15 protein-coding genes are annotated in these 19,420 nt (G+C 36.4%); 5 read left to right on the forward strand and 10 right to left on the reverse strand.

The window, feature by feature from the left end; genetic code table 11:
• Window positions 1-54: 54 nt before the first annotated feature.
• From EV201_RS12995 to EV201_RS13020, 6 genes are read right to left on the reverse strand one after another with little or no spacing between them, the layout of a single operon-like run.
• Window positions 55-1,023: a YitT family protein gene (locus EV201_RS12995; RefSeq protein ID WP_130308064.1), complete on the reverse strand. Its 969-nt coding sequence runs from the start codon at window positions 1,021-1,023 to the stop codon at window positions 55-57.
• A 43-nt stretch (window positions 1,024-1,066) separates the two neighbouring features.
• On the reverse strand, window positions 1,067-2,371 hold the full coding sequence (locus EV201_RS13000) for an AmpG family muropeptide MFS transporter (RefSeq protein WP_130308065.1): 1,305 nt from the start codon (window positions 2,369-2,371) through the stop codon (window positions 1,067-1,069).
• A 27-nt stretch (window positions 2,372-2,398) separates the two neighbouring features.
• Window positions 2,399-3,712, reverse strand: coding sequence for a SpoIID/LytB domain-containing protein (locus EV201_RS13005; RefSeq protein ID WP_130308066.1), 1,314 nt, complete (start codon window positions 3,710-3,712; stop codon window positions 2,399-2,401).
• 15 nt (window positions 3,713-3,727) lie between these two features.
• Window positions 3,728-4,690, reverse strand: a complete 963-nt coding sequence (locus EV201_RS13010; RefSeq protein WP_130308067.1) for a DUF4922 domain-containing protein — start codon at window positions 4,688-4,690, stop codon at window positions 3,728-3,730.
• Window positions 4,691-4,746: 56 nt separating this feature from the next.
• On the reverse strand, window positions 4,747-5,646 hold the full coding sequence (locus tag EV201_RS13015; RefSeq protein WP_130308068.1) for an N-acetylmuramoyl-L-alanine amidase-like domain-containing protein: 900 nt from the start codon (window positions 5,644-5,646) through the stop codon (window positions 4,747-4,749).
• Between the two features lies 1 nt (window position 5,647).
• Window positions 5,648-7,105, reverse strand: a complete 1,458-nt coding sequence (locus tag EV201_RS13020; RefSeq protein ID WP_130308069.1) for a glycosyltransferase family 2 protein — start codon at window positions 7,103-7,105, stop codon at window positions 5,648-5,650.
• A 397-nt stretch (window positions 7,106-7,502) separates the two neighbouring features.
• Here EV201_RS13020 and dapB point away from each other — a divergent pair, with 397 nt between their 5' ends.
• From dapB to EV201_RS13035, 3 genes are all read left to right on the forward strand, one after another.
• On the forward strand, window positions 7,503-8,216 hold the full coding sequence (gene dapB / locus EV201_RS13025; RefSeq protein ID WP_130308070.1) for a 4-hydroxy-tetrahydrodipicolinate reductase: 714 nt from the start codon (window positions 7,503-7,505) through the stop codon (window positions 8,214-8,216).
• A 66-nt stretch (window positions 8,217-8,282) separates the two neighbouring features.
• On the forward strand, window positions 8,283-9,674 hold the full coding sequence (locus tag EV201_RS13030; RefSeq protein ID WP_130308071.1) for a S26 family signal peptidase: 1,392 nt from the start codon (window positions 8,283-8,285) through the stop codon (window positions 9,672-9,674).
• Window positions 9,675-9,771: 97 nt separating this feature from the next.
• Window positions 9,772-10,413, forward strand: a complete 642-nt coding sequence (locus tag EV201_RS13035) for a WbqC family protein (protein ID WP_207224481.1) — start codon at window positions 9,772-9,774, stop codon at window positions 10,411-10,413.
• Window positions 10,414-10,497: 84 nt separating this feature from the next.
• Here EV201_RS13035 and EV201_RS13040 read toward each other — a convergent pair whose 3' ends face one another.
• Window positions 10,498-10,932: an NUDIX domain-containing protein gene (locus EV201_RS13040; protein WP_207224482.1), complete on the reverse strand. Its 435-nt coding sequence runs from the start codon at window positions 10,930-10,932 to the stop codon at window positions 10,498-10,500.
• Window positions 10,932-11,582, reverse strand: coding sequence for an endonuclease III (gene nth, locus EV201_RS13045; protein ID WP_130308073.1), 651 nt, complete (start codon window positions 11,580-11,582; stop codon window positions 10,932-10,934). Before nth ends, EV201_RS13040 begins: the two co-directional genes overlap by 1 nt.
• Window positions 11,583-12,065: 483 nt before the next feature.
• Between nth and EV201_RS13050 the strand changes: the two genes are divergently transcribed.
• Together EV201_RS13050 and EV201_RS13055 are read left to right on the forward strand one after the other, a co-directional pair.
• Window positions 12,066-12,923, forward strand: coding sequence for a C1 family peptidase (locus tag EV201_RS13050; RefSeq protein ID WP_130308074.1), 858 nt, complete (start codon window positions 12,066-12,068; stop codon window positions 12,921-12,923).
• Between the two features lie 148 nt (window positions 12,924-13,071).
• Window positions 13,072-14,937, forward strand: a complete 1,866-nt coding sequence (locus tag EV201_RS13055; RefSeq protein WP_130308075.1) for an ABC-F family ATP-binding cassette domain-containing protein — start codon at window positions 13,072-13,074, stop codon at window positions 14,935-14,937.
• A 62-nt stretch (window positions 14,938-14,999) separates the two neighbouring features.
• Here EV201_RS13055 and EV201_RS13060 read toward each other — a convergent pair whose 3' ends face one another.
• Together EV201_RS13060 and EV201_RS13065 are read right to left on the reverse strand one after the other, a co-directional pair.
• A complete protein-coding gene (locus EV201_RS13060) occupies window positions 15,000-16,121 on the reverse strand; it encodes a mechanosensitive ion channel family protein (protein WP_207224483.1) in 1,122 nt (373 codons plus the stop codon).
• Between the two features lie 7 nt (window positions 16,122-16,128).
• On the reverse strand, window positions 16,129-19,164 hold the full coding sequence (locus EV201_RS13065) for a hypothetical protein (RefSeq protein ID WP_130308076.1): 3,036 nt from the start codon (window positions 19,162-19,164) through the stop codon (window positions 16,129-16,131).
• Window positions 19,165-19,420: the final 256 nt, after the last annotated feature.

Consider the following 19,420-nt stretch of genomic DNA (forward strand, 5'->3'; position numbering starts at 1 on the left):
AACTTTATAGAGCTTTTTACCTGTGACAACTCAAATCCGTGAGCATGTAATGCATTATACCATTGGTCTCTTTTTTATCATCCCGCCTTTGGCATCTTTAATACTATGCATTACTGTAAAGGCTTCGCTATCTATTTTATCAATTTCTGTTTGAAGTTTTGTCAATTCCAATCTCGTAATTAAGGTGTAAACAATTTCAGTATCTTTTAATTTTTGTCCAGGTTTAGCAAATCCGCTTTTGCCATAATATAGAGTGCAGCCTCGTCCTAGTTTTTCGACTATAGCCAACCTGATTTCTTCACTTTTGTCTGAAATAATTGTAACACCAACATATTCTTCAATTCCGGATACAACAAAATCTATGGTTTTTGAAGCTGCCAAGTAGGTTAGCATTGCGTACATGGCAATTTCAATATTAAAGACATAAGCAGCCACTAAGAAAATGAAAACATTAAATATCAAAATCACATCTCCAATGGTTAATGAGGTTTTCTTGCTAACAAATATGGCAAGGACTTCCGTTCCGTCAATTACGGAGCCTCCACGAATTGCTAAACCAATTCCGAGACCTAAGAAAAAACCACCAAAAACAGCAATCAGTAATTTGTCATCGGTTATTGTTGGGACAGGAATAAAGTGAACTGATATGGCAAGTAATAAAATTGCAATAATGCTTCTGATAGCAAATTGTTTGTTGATGGTTGAGAATGCCATCAGTAAAAACGGAATATTAATAGCAACCAGTAAGATTGATAAAGGAAGTTCTGTCAATTCGCTAATAATAAGAGAAATGCCCGTTACGCCCCCATCAATAAATGAATTAGGTAATAGAAAGCCTTTGAGCCCAAAACAGGCTGATAATATCCCAATTACAATGAAGCAACTCTCTCTAAGGAGGTGTGAGAATTCAACTTTTGTTTTAATAAGAATGCTGTCAAAATCCTCTGATGCAGTGGTTTGATGTTTCTTTTTAAGTTGAAGTTTTACTGTTTCCGAAATGATGTATTGAAAAAGTGGATTCATATGTATGAGCTGCTATAATTAGTAAAACATTAATAATTATTTCCTATTGGTCAGATTTCTTTTGTTTGATGCCAAACTTAGGATCAATATCTATTTGTTTCACCATAATGAAACTTGGGATTGTACATAGAATAACCCAGATAAAGAAATGTTGGTAACCAATTAATTCTTGTATCCATCCTGAAATCATTCCTGGTAGCATCATTCCTAAGGCCATAAAACCCGTGCAAAAAGCAAAGTGTGCGGTTTTGTGTTTGCCATCGGAAACATAGATTTGGTAGAGCATAAAGGCTGTGAAACCAAAACCGTAGCCAAATTGTTCGACGGCAACAGAAGCGCTTATCAGCCAGAATGAGTCGGGTAAAACCTGAGAGAGATAGACGTAAACTAAGTTGGGAAGATTTATGGCGATAACCATCCACCATATCCAATATTTCAAACCATTCCGTGAGGCTAAATACCCTCCCAATATGCCACCAATTGTTAGAGCTAAGACACCTATGGTTCCATAAATGATACCAACTTCTGAGGTCGATAGTGCCAGCCCACCAACTTCTTTACTATCCAGAAGAAAGGGGGAAGCCATTTTAACCAATTGTGATTCGCCCAGGCGATAGAAAAGAAGCATTCCGATGATTGTCCCAATATTTTGCTTCCCAAAGAATGAGATGAAGGTTTCTCCAAAGTCTTTAAATACATCGGAAAAACGTATTATATCTCTGTCTTGGTCATCTTGAGGTTTCGGTAAGGCAAATTTGTGATACAAAGCAATAATCAGGAAGCTGATGGCAATAATTGAAAAGGTGAGCGACCAGGCTAGGGGAATGCTTTTGACATTTTGCCCCAATAGCTTGATTTCTTCAAAATAACCAGCAAGTATGATCAAAAGGCCTTGTCCTGTAATCATAGCAATGCGATAAAATGTACTTCTTATTCCTATAAAATAGGCTTGTTTATGCTTGTTTAAGCCATACATATAAAAGCCATCAGCAGCAATATCGTGCGTGGCTGAGCTGAATGCTAAAAGCCAAAAGAATGCCAGCGTAATTCTAAAGAAGTTGGAGCTTGGAATGGTGAAGGCAACACCTGCCAAAGCCGCACCAATTAGTAATTGCATCATTACAATCCACCAGCGTTTACTTTTAATGATATCAATAAATGGACTCCACAAGGGTTTGATGACCCATGGTAAGTATAACCAGGACGTGTATAAAGCAATATCGGTGTTGGATATATCCAAACGCTTGTACATGATAACAGCTACGGTCATTACAACCACGTAAGGTAGCCCTTCTGCAAAATAAAGTGAAGGAATCCATGCCCAGGGCGATCTTGTTTGTTTATTCATATTCGATACAATTGCTTAAATATTTGTTCAATACCTTTTTTCTAATTCGGCGCCTTTGAAATAATGTTGTAGAATTTCCTGGTGAGAATAGCCATTGGCTCCCATTACAGCAGCACCAATCTGACATAGGCCAACACCATGTCCCCAACCCGCACCTTTCAATACAAAACTGTTAGAGTTGTTTTCTTTCTCGACGATGAAATTCGAGCTGTATAAATGTGATTCAGAAAGGATTTTGCGAATTTCAAGTTCTTTCCCGATGATGAAACTTGCTTTCTCTCCAATTATCTTAAGTCTAATGATTCGTCCGGATAAACCTCTTTCAATTGGGATTAAGTCTGTTATTTTACCGAAATCTCTTCCAGTTTCTCTATTGATTAGCTCAGATAATTCGTCTTGTGTATACTTAACTTCCCATCGAAAAAAATCAGGTGTTTCCATATCGTAGTCATTCAAAACCTGAGAGAGGATGGCTTTATCACTCGTGTTGCAGAAAACATCAGGTGGGTTCAGTATCCAACTTTTAGCATTCGACTCAATTTTGAGGTCAAGCTTTAAGCTTGATTCTTTTCCATCGGTAATGGCCTGCAGGTATTTGTGAGATTGGGGTTCCCAAACATTTTCAAAGGTTTCTGAAACACCACCACAACACTTCGAAAATCGGGCATCGCAGATTATACCATCGCTGGTAAGCACCATTCCCTTTGTTGCCTCAATGGCTCTTAAAACAGCATCGTTTGATTGGCGTGTGATACCTTGGTAGCGTTGGCAATGATCATCAGCACAAACATCGAAATTATTATGATCTTCTCTGTCGTACCATTTGATTAGCTCTTCTGAGCTTTCGGTCACGGATTGGTAGATTTGCTTTGAAGATTGAAGGGCTTCGCTTTTTAGAACTTGTGCCATCAACCATGAGCGAGAAATGATAGCATGTGCTTTTAAAAGTTCCATGCTGCTGCTTGCCTTCATCTCAGAAGAGATCACACTTGCCAGATAATCCTCCAATTTGAGGACATTAATGGCAGTTAGTTTTTCATTTTCAATTAAGACATGCAGACTCCCTTTGAAGACTTGGTTCTCTTTTCGTTCCCAGTGGAATTTGATGCCTATGGTCACATCAAACAATTCGAAAGAACAGTTTTCGTAATTTTCAGGTTTAAAGATAAACTCTTCTGTCTTAAGCCTTAATCCATCAAATTCAATAGTGCCATTTATGTATTTAATAGTTTGTTTGTCCGTATAGGTTTTTCCATTTTGTTGAAGGGTGTAAATTCCATTCAGTTGAAATGAAATTTCTTCTTCGTATATTATACCGACACGTATCGTAGGTTCTTGCATATTGATTCTTTTGAATTAAATCATAACCAGTTTTGTGAAATCGTGACAAAGCTTGTCGAAAACCAAGTCATCTAAACTAACCTGTTTGTAAATACTGATGATATCCTCTTTGGTGATTTTATCGAAATCTTCTTTTCGAGGCGTAATAATAACACCACCCATGTCTACCGCACCCGGGCTAATTACTAATTGGTTTTTCCCTTCTGCAAAAAACTGAGATGGGCGGTGCTGTTTACGAGGGAAAATGTGCAGGCGATATTTTTTGTTTTTGAATACACAAATGGCATTCAGCATAGGCTCTGTTTCGTTCGGTTGTAGTTTTTCGAGAAAACGATAAAATATTTTACTGGCGTTCACAATATCCTGAGCTCTGTCTGCTTCAATGCTAATCATTTTTCTGAGGTAATGATTGAAGCGATAAACCTCAAATCTGCCATTCCAGGTCACCAATTTCCCATAATTTTTCTTTCTCTCAAAATATTCTGTATCAATAGGCATAAAATCACTTTCACCTGCTTGAAAGTGCATGTGATCAGGTGCTGAGGCACCGGACTTGGGCCCATTGTAAAATACGGAATAGCCTTCTAGTGTTTCAGAGAGGCAAACCATTTCACTAATATGATTTACGAAATTTTGATCGATATGATCATTTTTTGATATTGTGAAATGCTCTTTGAGGATAGGAAAGGGGTTGACTAAAAGACTGTAGTTATTTTCTAAATCAATTTTACCTTGCTCTAAAGGCCTGTTTGCTTCACACAAAAAACAGGCTCTTTTCTGAATGTTTTCTTTGTCTACTTTAGCAGCAGTTGATTTTATGCGTTCGGGGTTGAATTGAACTTTTATTTTGAATCCTTCGAATTGGAATTCTTTTTCTTCTACTTTATCTAAGCCTTTATAGTTGGTTTTAGCCAAGGGCCAGTTTTCCTTTTGTTCGTTTAAAAACGCTTGTAGGTTTTCTTTACTGATATTTTGCATTAGTTCTCTTTTAAGTAAAAGTGGTTCTCATTAAGAGAAAATAATTAATTAAATATTTACTGTTTTTGAATGACTCTTGACACCATAATGCCTGATTGTAAACGGTTTCTCTGAATCAATTCAGCCAATGGGATGTCTGAGATGACGACCTTTTTTGCTTTGCTGGATGCGTGCATCAAATGCAGACGATTGTTTATATGGATGGCAATTCCAGTATGCGATACATCCAGCCCTTTAATTTTTGTGGTTATGGCAATCAAATCGCCATCTTTTATTTGATTTTCAATTTCTTGAACTTTGTCTTCAGGAATATAAAAATGTTTTCGACTATTAATTTCTTTTTCAGATTGTAGGATGTGGTCGACTAAGGATGAGTCTCTAACAAGTGCCGGGTATGAATTTATATGTGAACTCATAAAGTTGATCGTTTTTTGATATGCCTCCCCACCAATCGTTTGGGTTATATCAACAAGTAATCCTTTTCTTTCGTTATCGAACATCCAATCGGTAAAATAGTGTAGACGCGAACCGTAGTCTTTTAATTTACCATCGCGATAGCGAATAAATTCCAGCTCTTTAGCGAAGTCGTTTATACTGGTTTTAGATTGATTCGCGATTTTTGATAGGGCCAGAGTATTTTCGATAAAGGTTGTGCAATCAAGCTGATGCAAATTGATGACTAGTCTTTCAACGTCATTATTATCAAGAGTTCCCCCCACATAGGGCGTTTGTAAAAACAGTTTTCCAGTTGTAACAATCAGTCTTCCATTTGAAAGAGAATCAAATGATGAATCTGTTATGAATTGCTTCAAGGATTTGAAAATATTCATATCCAGAGAGTCCACTTTTAAAGATTCTTGATGAGAATTTGTTAGTGCTTTACTCCTGGTTTTTGCCTGGCAGGAAGCCAGACCAATAGTCAATACAAATAAAAGGTGGATGGCTTTGAATTTCATATCACGATCTGTTTAGATTTCGTCTCGCTTTTAACTCAATCGTTCTGATTCGATCTTTATAAGTATTATGAGCATTCATTTTTTCAATACTTAGCGATGCATCGGAATTTTCATCCCAGCGGCGGCATAGATAGAGCGACTTGTAAATACGACCAATTTGATACTTGCGTGAAATGGCCAAGCCCAGAGCATAATCCTCACCATAGTTGACGTTTGGAAGTGGCGTTTCCCGAAGAATAGGGGTGTAGAAAGCACGAGGCGCACCCAGTCCATTTATTCGGAGCGCATTGTTGCGCCCGTTCTCAGGTGTCCATTCTTTATGGTCGATTAATCCCGGAGGAATTTCTTCCAACTTAAAATTGACCATCTGATAGCTACCTACGACCATGGCACACTTTTCCTTATGAAAACTTTCGATAATTTGTTGAATAGTTGTTTCATCAGCATATAAATCATCACTATCCAACTGAATGGCAAAACGACCACAGCTTTCATGATGAACAGCTTCGTTCCAACAGCCGCCTATACCTAAATCAGTTCGTTCCGGGATAAGGTGAATAATTCTCTTGTCTTGATTGGCATACTTTTGAATTAATTCTGTGGTTCCGTCTGTCGAGTGATTATCAACGATGATCAGGTTAAATTCAAACTCACTTTTTTGTGAAAGAACCGATTTAATGGCATCTTCAAGTGTTTTGACACGATTGAGAACGGGGATGATAACAGAAGCTTCTTGTTTGAAATATTCAGATTTGAAATCAACATCAGTAAACTTAGGCTCAAGATAGCCACCAGATTGTTTTAAATATTCAGTGCAGACAGTTTCCATTTCAATTTGGACGTCACGATTTTTAGGATCGACATAATCGAATATTTTTTCGCCGGATTTCCTCGTGTCTAATTCCTCTTCGGTATATAGATATTCAGGAATACGAATCAATTCAGATTGCTCAGAAAGAGCCAGGCGAAGCGAGTATAAAGCCGCGTACTGATTGGTGATGTCGATAGAAATCATCGCTTTTTTTAAAGCTTTGCTGTCGATAAAAAGAAGTGAACCAAAGTCAAAGTCATCTCTTAAACTTCCTTCCTGATAGTCAATTACAGGATGGTTTTCAACTTGACCATTTTTAATGACTTTAGAATCTGAATAAGTCAAACTTGCTTGTGTATCTGTAGCAACCTGAACGAAACGATTTAGTGCGAATTGGCCCAGTTTTAAAGCACTTGTTTTTGTATAAATTAATGAAAAGTTACCTGTCGATTTTGCTGCAATCTTATGGATTGTCTCACCTGAAAATAGCGACTTTGTTGACAAACATGTTACCCCTTCCATTTCGAAACTGGCATCTCCAACGACGAAGATTTCTGAAACGAGTTTCGAGCTTTTTAATTCTTTTATCGTGTTTCGTGTTTCATTCTGTTCACCAACAGGTAGAAAGCATGTAATGGTTTGATTCATTCTAATAGTTGTATTTAATCTTTTCGATCGGTTCTTTTTGCCATTGGATCAATGGCCATAATGTGTTTAGATGTCATTTTCTAACGTTTCAGCCTGAAATATATTGCCATTTCCCGACCTATGAATATAAGACTTATGAATTAAAATAGGGACTCTATGAGTGTAATTATTTTAAAGGCTAAATGTTTCATTTGTGGTGTAATATAATAGGATTATCGAAAAAAAATGAGGCTTAAGTTTTATTAAGCTTTCAAAATGCATCATTCTTACTTGGATTTGCTATTTTTGGGATTCAAATTATGGATAAGTAGCCGGTTCATATTTATCCAACCCTGTGTTTGTAGATGAAATTAAGTTCAAATTTATGAGCCTGAATAGGCCTGAAAAATATATAAAGATGAAGATTGCGCTGATTGGTTATGGTAGAATGGGAAAGGAAATTGAAGGCATTGCCCGCGATCGTGGACATGATATTGCTTTAATTATCGATCAGAATAACCAAGCTGACCTGACCGTTGATAATTTGAAAAACGTTGATGTTGTGATTGAGTTTACTAATCCTGATTCAGCTTTTCGAAATTATATGATCTGTTTTGAAGCGGGGGTTCCGGTCGTATCGGGAACTACAGGTTGGTTGGATCAGTTGGGAGAAGTGAAATCTTATTGTGAAAACGGGAAAGCATTCTTTTATGCTTCAAACTTTAGTTTAGGGGTTAATTTGTTTTTCGAATTGAATAAGAAATTGGCACTACTGATGTCTGGTTTTGATCAGTATAATGTGGACATGGAAGAGATTCATCATATCCATAAATTAGACTCACCCAGTGGAACGGCTTTGACTTTAGCTGAAGGGGTTCTTGAGAATCATCCTGTTAAAAATTCATGGGTTGAAGGTTTAAGTACGAAGGATTCTGAAATGAGTATTGTTGCTAAGCGTCATGGAGCGGTTCCGGGAACTCATAGCATTACCTGGCATTCAGAAGTTGACGAAATTCAAATTCAACATCAGGCTTATAGCCGAAAAGGCTTTGCTTTGGGTGCTGTTTTAGCGGCAGAGTTTATGCCTGGAAAATCCGGATTTCTTGGAATGAAAGATCTTTTGAAACTGTAAGTGATAATTTGTGTAGATTCGCACAAAACAATCTGAAATTAGATTTCTAAATAAAATAATTACCCTATGAAGGAATTTTTAAAGAATAAATGGTTTAAGTATGCACTCGCTACCTTTACTTATCTGTTGATGATGATATGGATTGGTAATTTCTGGCTGGTGTTGGGTTTACCTATTATTTTTGACGTTTATATTAGTAAAAAAGTGCATTGGGCATTTTGGAAAAAACGTGGCGTTAAAAAGCAAGGTTTTATTGTTGAATGGGTTGATGCTTTAATATTTGCAGTTGTAGCAGCAACGCTTATTCGTATGTTTTTTATCGAAGCCTATACAATTCCGACTTCTTCAATGGAGAAATCGATGTTGGTTGGCGATTATCTTTTTGTTAGCAAATTGGCTTACGGTCCTAAAGTGCCTAATACGCCGCTATCATTCCCTTTTGCTCATCATACAATGCCTGGAACTAAGTCTACGAAGTCGTATTCTGAATTGATTCAGTGCCCTTATCACCGTTTAGCTGGATTTGGAAATGTGGAGCGAAACGATGTTGTCGTTTTTAACTTTCCTGCAGGAGATACGATTTGGGTTGGACATGAAAATCCGGATTATCATTCATATATTCGCCGATATGGTCAGGAATTTAAGGCTGATGATATGAGTAAAGGTCGTTTGTTGCAATCCGATCAGGCTTATAAAAACATGGCTCGTAAGTTTATGAAGCAGCGTTACGATATTCGTTCACGTCCTGTAGATAAACGAGAAAATTATATCAAGCGTTGCGTGGGATTGCCGGGTGATACTCTGATTTCGAAAGATGGCCAACTGTTTGTGAATGGAAAAGCACAAGCTACTATCGAGGATATGCAGTACAATTACATTATTAAAACCAATGGCACTTCCATTAATCCAAGAAAATTGGATGAGTTGGGTATTGCTTTGGTTGATAGAGGTAAACGAAATTCTTCTGAATATGAAATGCCCTTAACTTCAGAAAAGGTTGAGGCGCTTAAAAAGTTTAATAATGTAGTCTCTATAACCAGAGTTTTATATCCGGTTGGGATGTACGAAGAGGTTTTTCCATTCAGTAGAGACTATGTTTGGAATCGTGATAATTTTGGGCCTTTGGTAATCCCTAAAAAAGGTGTTACTGTTACTTTAAATAAGAAAACTCTACCCTTGTACGAGAGAGCGATTACAGCTTATGAAGGCAATAAGTTAAATGTAAAAGCTGATGGGATTTATATTAATGGCAAGTTATCGAATTCGTATACCTTCAAGATGGATTATTATTGGATGATGGGTGACAATCGCCATATGTCAGCTGATTCTCGTTATTGGGGATATGTACCCGAAGATCATATTGTAGGGAAAGCGTCTTTCGTTTGGCTTTCGTTAGATAAGGATAAATCTTTCTTGAGTAAGATTAGATGGAACCGTATTCTTAAAGGAATCGAATAAGATTAAAGAATCGAATATAATTAAGGCTGTCTCCAAGGAGATGGCCTTTCTCTTTATAAATTGATTATTTTTGTGCTTTCGAACAAATCAAGAAGAGATGATGAAAAACACAATGCTATTGTCTACGGCATATTTTGCCCCAATCCAATATTACTCGAAACTGGTTCAGTCGCATGAAGTGATGATTGAACAATTTGAAAACTATTCCAAGCAAAGTTATCGAAACAGATGTAATATTTTGGGCGCAAATGGAGAGTTGGCCCTGACCGTTCCGGTTGTTAAGGCAAGCTCAAAAAAAATATTGACTAAGGATGTTCGAATTTCTTACGATACGGATTGGCAGAAATTGCATTGGAAAGGCATTGAATCTGCTTATAATTCATCTCCATTTTATGAATTTTACATCGATGATTTAAGACGTTTTTTCGATAGGAAATGGGATTTTCTTTTGGATCTTAATCTTGAAATCCAGGAAGAGATTAATGGATTGATTGACTTGGATTGTGTGATTAAGAAAACCGACGATTATGTGGAGGATTTAAATGGAATAATCGATTTTCGTGAGGGTATACATCCCAAAGCATCAAAATCCGTTGTTGATCCGAATTTTGTTTCCAATAAGTATTATCAGGTTTTTAGCGACAAATGGGGCTTTGTTGAAAATCTGAGTATTCTCGATCTCCTATTCAATATGGGACCGGATAGTTTAATTCATCTTGAGAAGAGTATAAAAGGATAAAGTTTAAAGTGAAAAATAAATTGAACTCAAAAATAGCTTGAGAGATTATCTTTTTATTTTTCACATCTTCACATCTTCACATCTTCACATCTTCACATCCTCGAGTAATTCTGACATAATCAAATCATGATCAAATGCCAGGCTGGGAAGCTGATCAATTGGCCACCATTTTGCCTGTTTGGCATCATCCATACCAACCACTTGTGGTAATTGATTTAAGTGTAATTCTCCTGTATAAACCACCGATACAGTTCGTCCTCGCGGATCACGATTGACCGATCCATAGGTTTTAAATTGTTTCAATTCACAGTTTTCAAAGCCAGTCTCTTCTTTTAATTCGCGATAGGCTGCCTGATCCAAATCTTCATCCATGTCAACAAAACCACCAGGGAATGCCCATGTGTTAGCAAAGGGATCTTGTGCGCGTTCAATCAAAAGAATGTGTTTCACAGCCTTGTAGTTGCAAAAGATGGCACAATCAACTGTTAGTGCAGGGCGAGGGTATTGATAGCTGTACATTATTTAATTTTCTTTTGTTCTTTTTGATAGTGTTTGCAGTAATCCTTAAGGCCGCATGATTTACATTTGGGTGTACGTGCTATACAGACATATCGCCCATGTAATATTAACCAATGGTGAGCAGTTGCAACATGTTCTTCGGGGATGAATTTCATCAACTGTTTTTCGGTTTCAAGCGGGGTTTTGGCGTTGGTGGTTAAACCCATGCGAGCTGATACTCTAAAAACGTGCGTGTCTACTGCCATGGCGGGTTTGTCGTAAATGACCGAAGCAATCACATTGGCTGTTTTTCTTCCAACACCAGGCAGTTTCTGCAATTCCTTAATATCATCCGGCACTTCTTCTTTAAAATCTTCAACCAACATCTTTGCCATGCCTAACAGATGTTTGGCCTTGTTATTGGGATAGGAGCAAGATCGTATCAGATCGAAAATATCATCCTGAGTGGCATGAGATAGATCAAATGCGGTCGGGTATTTGTCGAAGAGAGCTGGTGTCATCATATTCACTCTCTTGTCGGTGCATTGAGCGGATAAGATTACGGCAACTAATAATTCGTAGGGGTTGCTATAATGAAGTTCAGTTTCAGCTATTGGCATATTTTCCTGAAACCAACTTATGATTTTTTCAAAACGTTCTTTTTTTCGCATTGCTGAATTTTCTTATTGTTTTCACGAAAGTAATGATTTTTAATAAAAGACTTTCTTGTCCCTATAAGAGATGTTGAAATATTATTTTCATTTGAATGAAGGGTGAGTTTCAAATTAATCTGAGAGAATCGTTTTATATGAATTTTGAATTAGTTTGTAAACATATTCCTGTTTAGTTTTTACTTGTTTTTATCTGGAATTAGGCGTGTCAGCTTATTTATTTTTAATCCAAATAATATTAGTGATATATTGACTAATGCTCTTTTATTGCTGATTAATGATATTTTTGTTGATTTAAATACGTTTGTTTATGATTAATATTTTTTTAGTGTTAGATTTTCGATTTTATTTTTTACTTTATTTTGATATATATTTGATATCGAATTACAAAGCATAATCCCCCTTATTTAGAAATGAATATGATGTTTTGTAAACCTCAACTAGCTATACTATTTAGTATTACTAACCAAATTAATTGAAAACATGAAAAAGTTATTTCTAAGATCAACTTTATTGGTCTTTTCTGCAGCAACCCTAATCCTTTCGTTTCCTTCTTGTGATAATACGGAAACTGATATTCAGGATCAAGCTATTCAGGAAGAAAATGTGATGATTAATTCAGGGTATTTAGCTTTACCTGAGGCTGAGTACAATAAAATTCCATTGGCATCAGCCATCAGTAAAACCAAAGCATATCCAACTTCGGTAGCACTTAACTGTCCACCTGTTAGAAATCAGGGGGGTGAAGGTTCTTGTGTGTCCTGGGGTGTTGGTTATGCAGCACGAAGTATTTCCTGGCAAGCTGCCAATGGTGGTGCTTATAGTTTAGATTACAATATTTTTAGCCCAGAGTTTATTTATAATCAAATTAAAGTTGGAAGTTGTGGTAGTGGTTCTTATGTGACTGACGGCTTAAATTTAATTCAAAACGATGGTGTTTGTTTATGGGCAGACATGCCTTATACAGACGTTTCTTGTGATTTATTACCCAATAATACTCAAGTTGCCTTGGCAGCCAATTATAAGATTGCAAATTACACCCGTTTGTCAATAACATTAGATGCTTTTAAAGATCAGTTAGCAGCAGGTAAACCAATTGTTGTTGGTGGCGCGGTTTATAAAACATTCGCATATCTTGGTTATGATGAGATTCAAACTAAGGCGGTAGGCAGAAGCTTAGGCGGACATTGCTATTGTGTTGTTGGTTATGACGATGCTAAGAATGCTTTTAAAGTGATCAACTCATGGGGGACTTCATGGGGAACCGATGGTTTCGGATGGATTTCATATGATATCATGTCAAAAGTTTGGCAAGAAGCTTATGTTGTAACCGAAAAATAAAAATTTAGTTAGTTGAGGTTAAGTTTTAAAAATCCTGTTGCGAATTCGTGACAGGATTTTTATCGTTTGAATAATTCAGATTAGATAATGAGATAGGGTGTCGTTTCTAATTTGTAAGTTTGCAACTTAATCGAAAGCAAAGTCATTCATGATATCATACTTACAAATAGAAAACCTTAGCAAAAGCTATGGTGATCAGATTTTATTTACCGACATCAGTTTTGGTGTGGGACAGGGGCAAAAGATTGCTTTAATTGCAAAAAATGGAACGGGAAAAACCTCTCTTTTGAATATTATTGCTGGAAAGGATGCTCAGGATAGTGGTGATGTGACCTTCCGGAAGGATATTAAATTGGGCTATTTGGAGCAGATTCCAGAGATGGAGGAAAGCAATACGGTCATCAACGAGTTGTTTAATTCAACAGATCCGGTTTTATCAGTTATTCGCGATTATGAGAGAATGATTGAATCAGGCAATGAGGAGGGTATGACTGAGATTCTTGAGAAGATGGATTTGTTTAAGGCCTGGGATTATGAAGTTAAGGTGAAACAGATTTTGTCTAAGCTTAAGATTACCAATTTTGATCAGCCAATATCTCAATTGTCGGGTGGACAAAAGAAACGTGTGGGAATGGCGAAGGTTTTGATTACTGATCCTGATTTTTTGATGCTGGATGAGCCGACCAACCACTTGGATTTGGAGATGATTGAATGGTTGGAAGACTATCTGAAAAAATCGAAGTGCACCCTTTTGATGGTGACTCACGACAGGTATTTTTTAGACCGGGTTTGTAACGAGATTGTTGAGATGGATGCTAACAACATTCATACCTATAAGGGAAATTATTCCTATTATCTTGAGAAAAGGGAAGAGCGAATCCTGAATCAGAATGCTGAAGCCAGCAAAGCTAAAAGTCTTTTGAAAACGGAACAGGAGTGGATGCGACGCATGCCACAGGCTCGAGCGACTAAGGCAAAATCGAGAATTGATGCTTTTTACGAATTGAAAGAGAAGGCAAGCAAGAGTTATCGTGAGGATAAAATGGATATCGATATCAAGTCAGCTCGTTTGGGAACCAAGATTCTTGAATTTGATCACTTGAATAAGAGCTTTGGTGATTTGAAGATTCTTGAAGATTTTTCATATAAATTTCAGAGAGGTGAGAAAATAGGGATCATTGGTAAGAATGGGACTGGTAAATCGACTTTCCTAAATATTATTACGCAAAATCTCGAAGCAGATTCAGGTAATATTGAGATTGGTGAAACGGTTGTTTACGGTTATTACAAACAAGATGGTATCACTATTAATGAGGATCAGAAGATTATTGAAGTCATCAAAGAAATTGCAGAGAGTATCGACTTGGGGAATGGCAAGGTGATGTCTGCTTCGCAATTTTTGGAATATTTTCTGTTCCCAGTCAAAACGCAATACAATTTAGTATCGAAATTGAGTGGTGGAGAAAAACGTCGATTGTACCTGATGACGGTGTTGATGAAAAATCCGAACTTCCTGATTCTGGATGAGCCAACCAATGATTTGGATATCATGACTCTGAATGTATTGGAGGATTATCTGATGAATTTTAAAGGCTGTTTGATTATTGTCTCTCACGACCGTTATTTTATGGATAAGGTGGTTGAGCATTTGTTTGTATTCGAAGGGCAGGGGCAAATTCGAAATTTCCCGGGTAATTATACCATTTACAGAGAGACTCAACTCGAGGAAGAGAAAGAACAGAAACAGGTTGAGAAGCCTGTGAAAGTAAAAAAGGAAAAGCCTAAGCAAACTGTTAAAACCAAATTGTCGTTTAACGAAAAACGTGAATTTGAGCAGTTGGAAAAGGATATGGAAAGCCTGAATGAAGAAAAGGCAGAGCTTGAAACAGCTATGAGCTCAGGTACTTTATCGAATGAAGATTTGATGACGAAATCGGCCCGTATACAGGAAGTCATCGACCTGCTTGATGAAAAAGAAATGCGTTGGTTGGAGCTTAGCGAAATAGGAAATTAAAGCGCAATGATATAATGAAAATACCGACTTCTGATGAGGTCGGTATTTTTTTTGATTGGTATCTAAAAGAGTTCATCTTTTGAGATAAGTCCTTCTTTTAATAATTCACGAATAACAATTTCAGTCATGTCGCTTTTAAATTGGAACTCGTAGCGGATATCCATGACGTAGGCTTTTATCCTCATTTTAAGATAAGAACGCCTTTCTTTGACTTCATTGAAAAATAAAACCGTAATGGGTTTGTTGAGGTAAACGAATCGGGAAACTTGCGCACTTTCAGTCGCAATTTGTCTGACTTTAAAGGTGTTAACATCAATAGGTAAGTATATTTCAGCTACCACCTGACAATTGAGTTCTCCCGAGTTTGCATTCGAAACAGATGAATTAACCAGCTCGGCATTGGGCACAGATACAACTGAATCGTCTGCCGTAACCAATCGAGTGGCCCTTAATCCGATCTCGATAACCTCACCATAATATTTTCCACTATCAATTTTATCTCCAACCTTAAAAGGCTTGTCAAGTAACAAGGCCATACCACCAAACACATTTTTAAGTAAATCCTGTGCAGCCAGACCAACAGCAATACCCACAGAGGCCGTAAAGGCAATGACGGTTTCGAAGGGCGGGTTGTATATGCCCTTGATGATAGCAAAGATGATAATGGCCCAAAAGACGATTCTGAAAACAGGAATAATTCCTTTTATAGTGATCCGAAATCTGGCACTTCGCTCAGAAACGATATCGAGAATCTTAATAACAAGTTTAATAAAATAGTAACCAAATAATAAGAGAATAATCGTCCAGAAAATCTTTGATACTGAAATTACTTCGAATACATCTTTGGGTTTATTTGTAACTTTTTGTTCAAAGTTTTCGAATAGTTTTTTGGCACTGAACTGTGTGGTATCCTCTTTAAGAGAATCAATCGGTGTTTTTATGATTTTAGTTTGGTCGGTCTCTTTTTTATCTGGGGTTGAAACAGGGGCGCCCTTATTTATTACAGACTTGTTCATCCTGAACAGAGAGTCCTGCTTTTTATGTTCTAATCTAAAATTGTTTACCAATGAATCATTCTGTCTTACAAAAGACTTCGCTTGGATGGTATCTTGAGCCATTGATGTTGAAGGACAGAGATAGCCAATCAGCAAATATATGAGGAGGGTAGTAAGGTGTTTCATCATGATACAATTAGTTGATAAAATTATGCGATTTTAATAAGCTGACGACCTGTCTGAAAATGATAGGGTTGATGTTATATTTTTCTTTTGGGCGAATCAGCAATCCTTTTTCCAACATTGGGATTAATATATTTCGGCAATTATTTTCGGGTAAGTTTAAGGATCGTGCATAATCCTCAATTTTTAACCCATCGTGTATGAGCAGAGAATGCATGGCAAACAAATGTTCTCTTGGCAGATCTTTAACAAATGAAACATCAATCTCCCTGAGAGAGGCAATATTGATGGTGTCATCGCTTACTGAATGTGTTGAGCGGAGCCAGTAGAGTTGAGCTAAACTGACATTGCCGTTAGACATTTGATTCAGTTCGATGAAAAATTGTTTTCTTAAAAAGGATTGTCTTTCCTCCTCATTCATTTTTTGAAACGACTTGGACTGTCGGTTTTCTCTTGAGGGTTCAAATTTAATTTTGTAACCACTCAGATTGTTGCGTTTAAAAATAACATCATCCAGACTTTCTCCGTCAAATTTTTGCAGTTCAATTTCTCGTATAAAATGTTCTGAAACGCCTACTGTTTTCTTTAAATATTCCCAGGAGTGAATGGTGTAAGAGCCAATCCAAAAAACTTTTTTTGACGTCCTTGACATAAGCTCAAATAACATTTTTTGACATTCGAAACCATTTACCTTTTTTATGAAAAAGTGATGGAGGCTTTCCAGAATAAGAATCAGGGGTTCGGTTCGGTTATTTAGGAAATCAATTATTTCTTCGTTTGAGTCAAATTTTTTCTGTTGAAAAATCTCAGCAAAAAAGGCAAAGTAAGCTTCCGGTGTGTAGATTTTATTAGCCGATGATTGATGAATGATAGGAATATCGGTTTCAATTTTACTCAGGAAAATTTTTAATAGAGAGGTTGCACCATTTCCCTTTTCTGAAATAAGAGCCGTTGTAATAAAACGCTCTTTATTCCAATCCGAAAAGGCTTTATCCAGGTTTTCCAATTCGGTTTGTCGATTCACAAAAAAGCGTTCTTCATCGGTGGGTGTTAGTTGATAAAGACGTTGGTACACAAAGGGGAGTTTTTTTAATGCCAGTTCGGTTTGCCTTATAAATTCAGGTAATTCGTGAGAGATCTGAACTTTTTCAACATGGAGTCCCAGTTGTTTTTTTATTTCAGAAATATAGCCCGTGGTACCGGAAATATGCTTTTTTATAAAATCAACGACTCTTGGAATAATATTGAGAATCCAGTTCAGGATATCCTTTCGTATTTTCTTTGAACGTTCAATTGCTTTTATTTTCACAATCTGTAGGTTCAATTCAAGAATGGTATCGATGTTTTTGAGTTTCTGAATTTCAGTATTGAAAGTCGTAATGGTTTGACGAAGCTCTTCCTGAGGGACTTTTTTGATCTCAGAGATTAATTCAATTGCCTCGTCCAGATGGCTTAAGGCACGATTCAAACCTTCTTCAGCAACTTGCGCGGTTGATTTTAGTGCACTTTTTTTCTTTTGTAACATGATTTGTGCCGATTCGAGACTAAAATCACTAACAGTTCCTAAAGCAAGAAGTTTAAATCTTGCCTTTTTCATATTTTCCTCAATAAATTGTTTTATTGCCTGTATAGATGTTTCAAAATGTGGAAGGGCTTCAAAGTTTAAAAGTTCTTTGGGCGATATCCAGTTGATTTCAGTGCTGCGAATGCCTCGTTCATAATTCTTGCTTTTTATAAAGCTGCGCTTGTCTGACACCTTATTGATGAGGCTGATTGTTCTGGCGTTAAATTTCTCGAGATCCTGATTGATGCTTCCGGATAACTTTTTAATTGTTTTCGCCAGAATTTTATCAATAAATTCGTTGGTGATATTTGTTCTTTCTGTATTGAGTGTATCCGTTAGAGTTTTGGCTGATGTTGTGCTTTCTTGAATCCGCCTGTTTGTAGAGGTGATGAATTCGCGCAATTGCTCAATATTCAGACTTAAATGCTCATCAATAAACTGATGTATTTTTGAATACAAGCGAGTGTAATCATCCAGTACTGTAAAATACAGTTGAGCAATTTCGAGATCTAAAGACCAATCATCAATTAAGGTGGTGTGCGTATTATTCCATTTCTGATTTTCCAGATCAATAGCTGTGAAAATCTGGTTTTGTTCCTCTTTGATATTATTTTGCTGGAATTCTTTTCCTGACATTTCAAGTGTATCTACACAGAGGAATGCCTGGTCAAGTTTTTCAAACTGAGCTGAGTTTGCTAAAGCAATATCATCTTTAATTTTGTTACTTAAATCAATAAGACGTTGCTTTTGTTTATCAATGGTTTCATCTATTGATTTATGAAATGAATTCAATTGAACCTGATCGGTTTGATTCTCCAATAATTGACTCTGAATTTCAGCTTCCAAATCCTGATTAAACTGCCATAAGTCCAGTAAAACTGAGCTTTTAACTTGCATGGTCTCCTGAAAATTGTCTGCTATTGCTTTGGGAAGCTGAATACCAAAATAATAGTTTACCATATTTCTAAAAGGAATCTTGCGGCGATGGAATGTATCAAGTCCCAAAAGATCCATATGAAATATTCTGCGGAAGATGTTGAGAAATTTTCTTCTTCTGACTTTTAATCTGAATTTGGTATTAATACTTAATTTTTTGAAGAAAAGAGATAATTTATCTTTTTTACTATAGATGTAAGGGGTGAATTTTTCTTTTCGATTTATGATCTTGTTTAAGTTTAAAGCGTCGATTTCAGATAAATAAACTTGTGACATCTTTTTAAAGTCATGTTCAAGTCCTTCTTTCTGACTTTTAAATAATAGCTCAAGTATGGATTGGTTAAAATCGCATAGTTTGGCAAAATCGGTCTTAGTCTTAGTGCCTGGCTTATTAAGCGTTTCGAAGTAAGCTTTATAGGAATTGGAAATATCTTGGAGTTCGTTTATGTGAATATTGAAACACTCAAACAATTTTGCCTGAGAAATTGGACCAAAATTATCCCATAACTGTTTTATTTCATCATTGCTGAAATTTTTCTCAACTTTCATATTTGTAGGTTTTATGCTAAAATACATCTTTTTTATGATGAGTGAGAAATAATTTAGATTTCAGTCTTTTTTCAGAGGAAAAAATGTCTTTTGATAAGTATTAATATATAGAACGATAGTTCGAAGAGAATTAATGGTTCCAATAATTTAAGTGTTTTTTGTTTAAACGAATGGGGTGGATGTGTATAGCTTTTGAGCTTCCACTTAAATTTGGGATTAAGTTATGATGATTATTTTAGGGAGTCATTTTTTAATT

Source organism: Ancylomarina subtilis (assembly GCF_004217115.1).
GTDB lineage: Bacteria > Bacteroidota > Bacteroidia > Bacteroidales > Marinifilaceae > Ancylomarina > Ancylomarina subtilis.

Coding starts and splice junctions, on each gene's coding strand:
- EV201_RS12995 (WP_130308064.1), bottom strand. CDS start 1,023: ATGAATCCACTTTTTCAATACATCATTTCGGAAACAGTAAAACTTCAA.
- EV201_RS13000 (WP_130308065.1), bottom strand. CDS start 2,371: ATGAATAAACAAACAAGATCGCCCTGGGCATGGATTCCTTCACTTTAT.
- EV201_RS13005 (WP_130308066.1), bottom strand. CDS start 3,712: ATGCAAGAACCTACGATACGTGTCGGTATAATATACGAAGAAGAAATT.
- EV201_RS13010 (WP_130308067.1), bottom strand. CDS start 4,690: ATGCAAAATATCAGTAAAGAAAACCTACAAGCGTTTTTAAACGAACAA.
- EV201_RS13015 (WP_130308068.1), bottom strand. CDS start 5,646: ATGAAATTCAAAGCCATCCACCTTTTATTTGTATTGACTATTGGTCTG.
- EV201_RS13020 (WP_130308069.1), bottom strand. CDS start 7,105: ATGAATCAAACCATTACATGCTTTCTACCTGTTGGTGAACAGAATGAA.
- dapB (WP_130308070.1), top strand. CDS start 7,503: ATGAAGATTGCGCTGATTGGTTATGGTAGAATGGGAAAGGAAATTGAA.
- EV201_RS13030 (WP_130308071.1), top strand. CDS start 8,283: ATGAAGGAATTTTTAAAGAATAAATGGTTTAAGTATGCACTCGCTACC.
- EV201_RS13035 (WP_207224481.1), top strand. CDS start 9,772: ATGATGAAAAACACAATGCTATTGTCTACGGCATATTTTGCCCCAATC.
- EV201_RS13040 (WP_207224482.1), bottom strand. CDS start 10,932: ATGTACAGCTATCAATACCCTCGCCCTGCACTAACAGTTGATTGTGCC.
- nth (WP_130308073.1), bottom strand. CDS start 11,582: ATGCGAAAAAAAGAACGTTTTGAAAAAATCATAAGTTGGTTTCAGGAA.
- EV201_RS13050 (WP_130308074.1), top strand. CDS start 12,066: ATGAAAAAGTTATTTCTAAGATCAACTTTATTGGTCTTTTCTGCAGCA.
- EV201_RS13055 (WP_130308075.1), top strand. CDS start 13,072: ATGATATCATACTTACAAATAGAAAACCTTAGCAAAAGCTATGGTGAT.
- EV201_RS13060 (WP_207224483.1), bottom strand. CDS start 16,121: ATGATGAAACACCTTACTACCCTCCTCATATATTTGCTGATTGGCTAT.
- EV201_RS13065 (WP_130308076.1), bottom strand. CDS start 19,164: ATGAAAGTTGAGAAAAATTTCAGCAATGATGAAATAAAACAGTTATGG.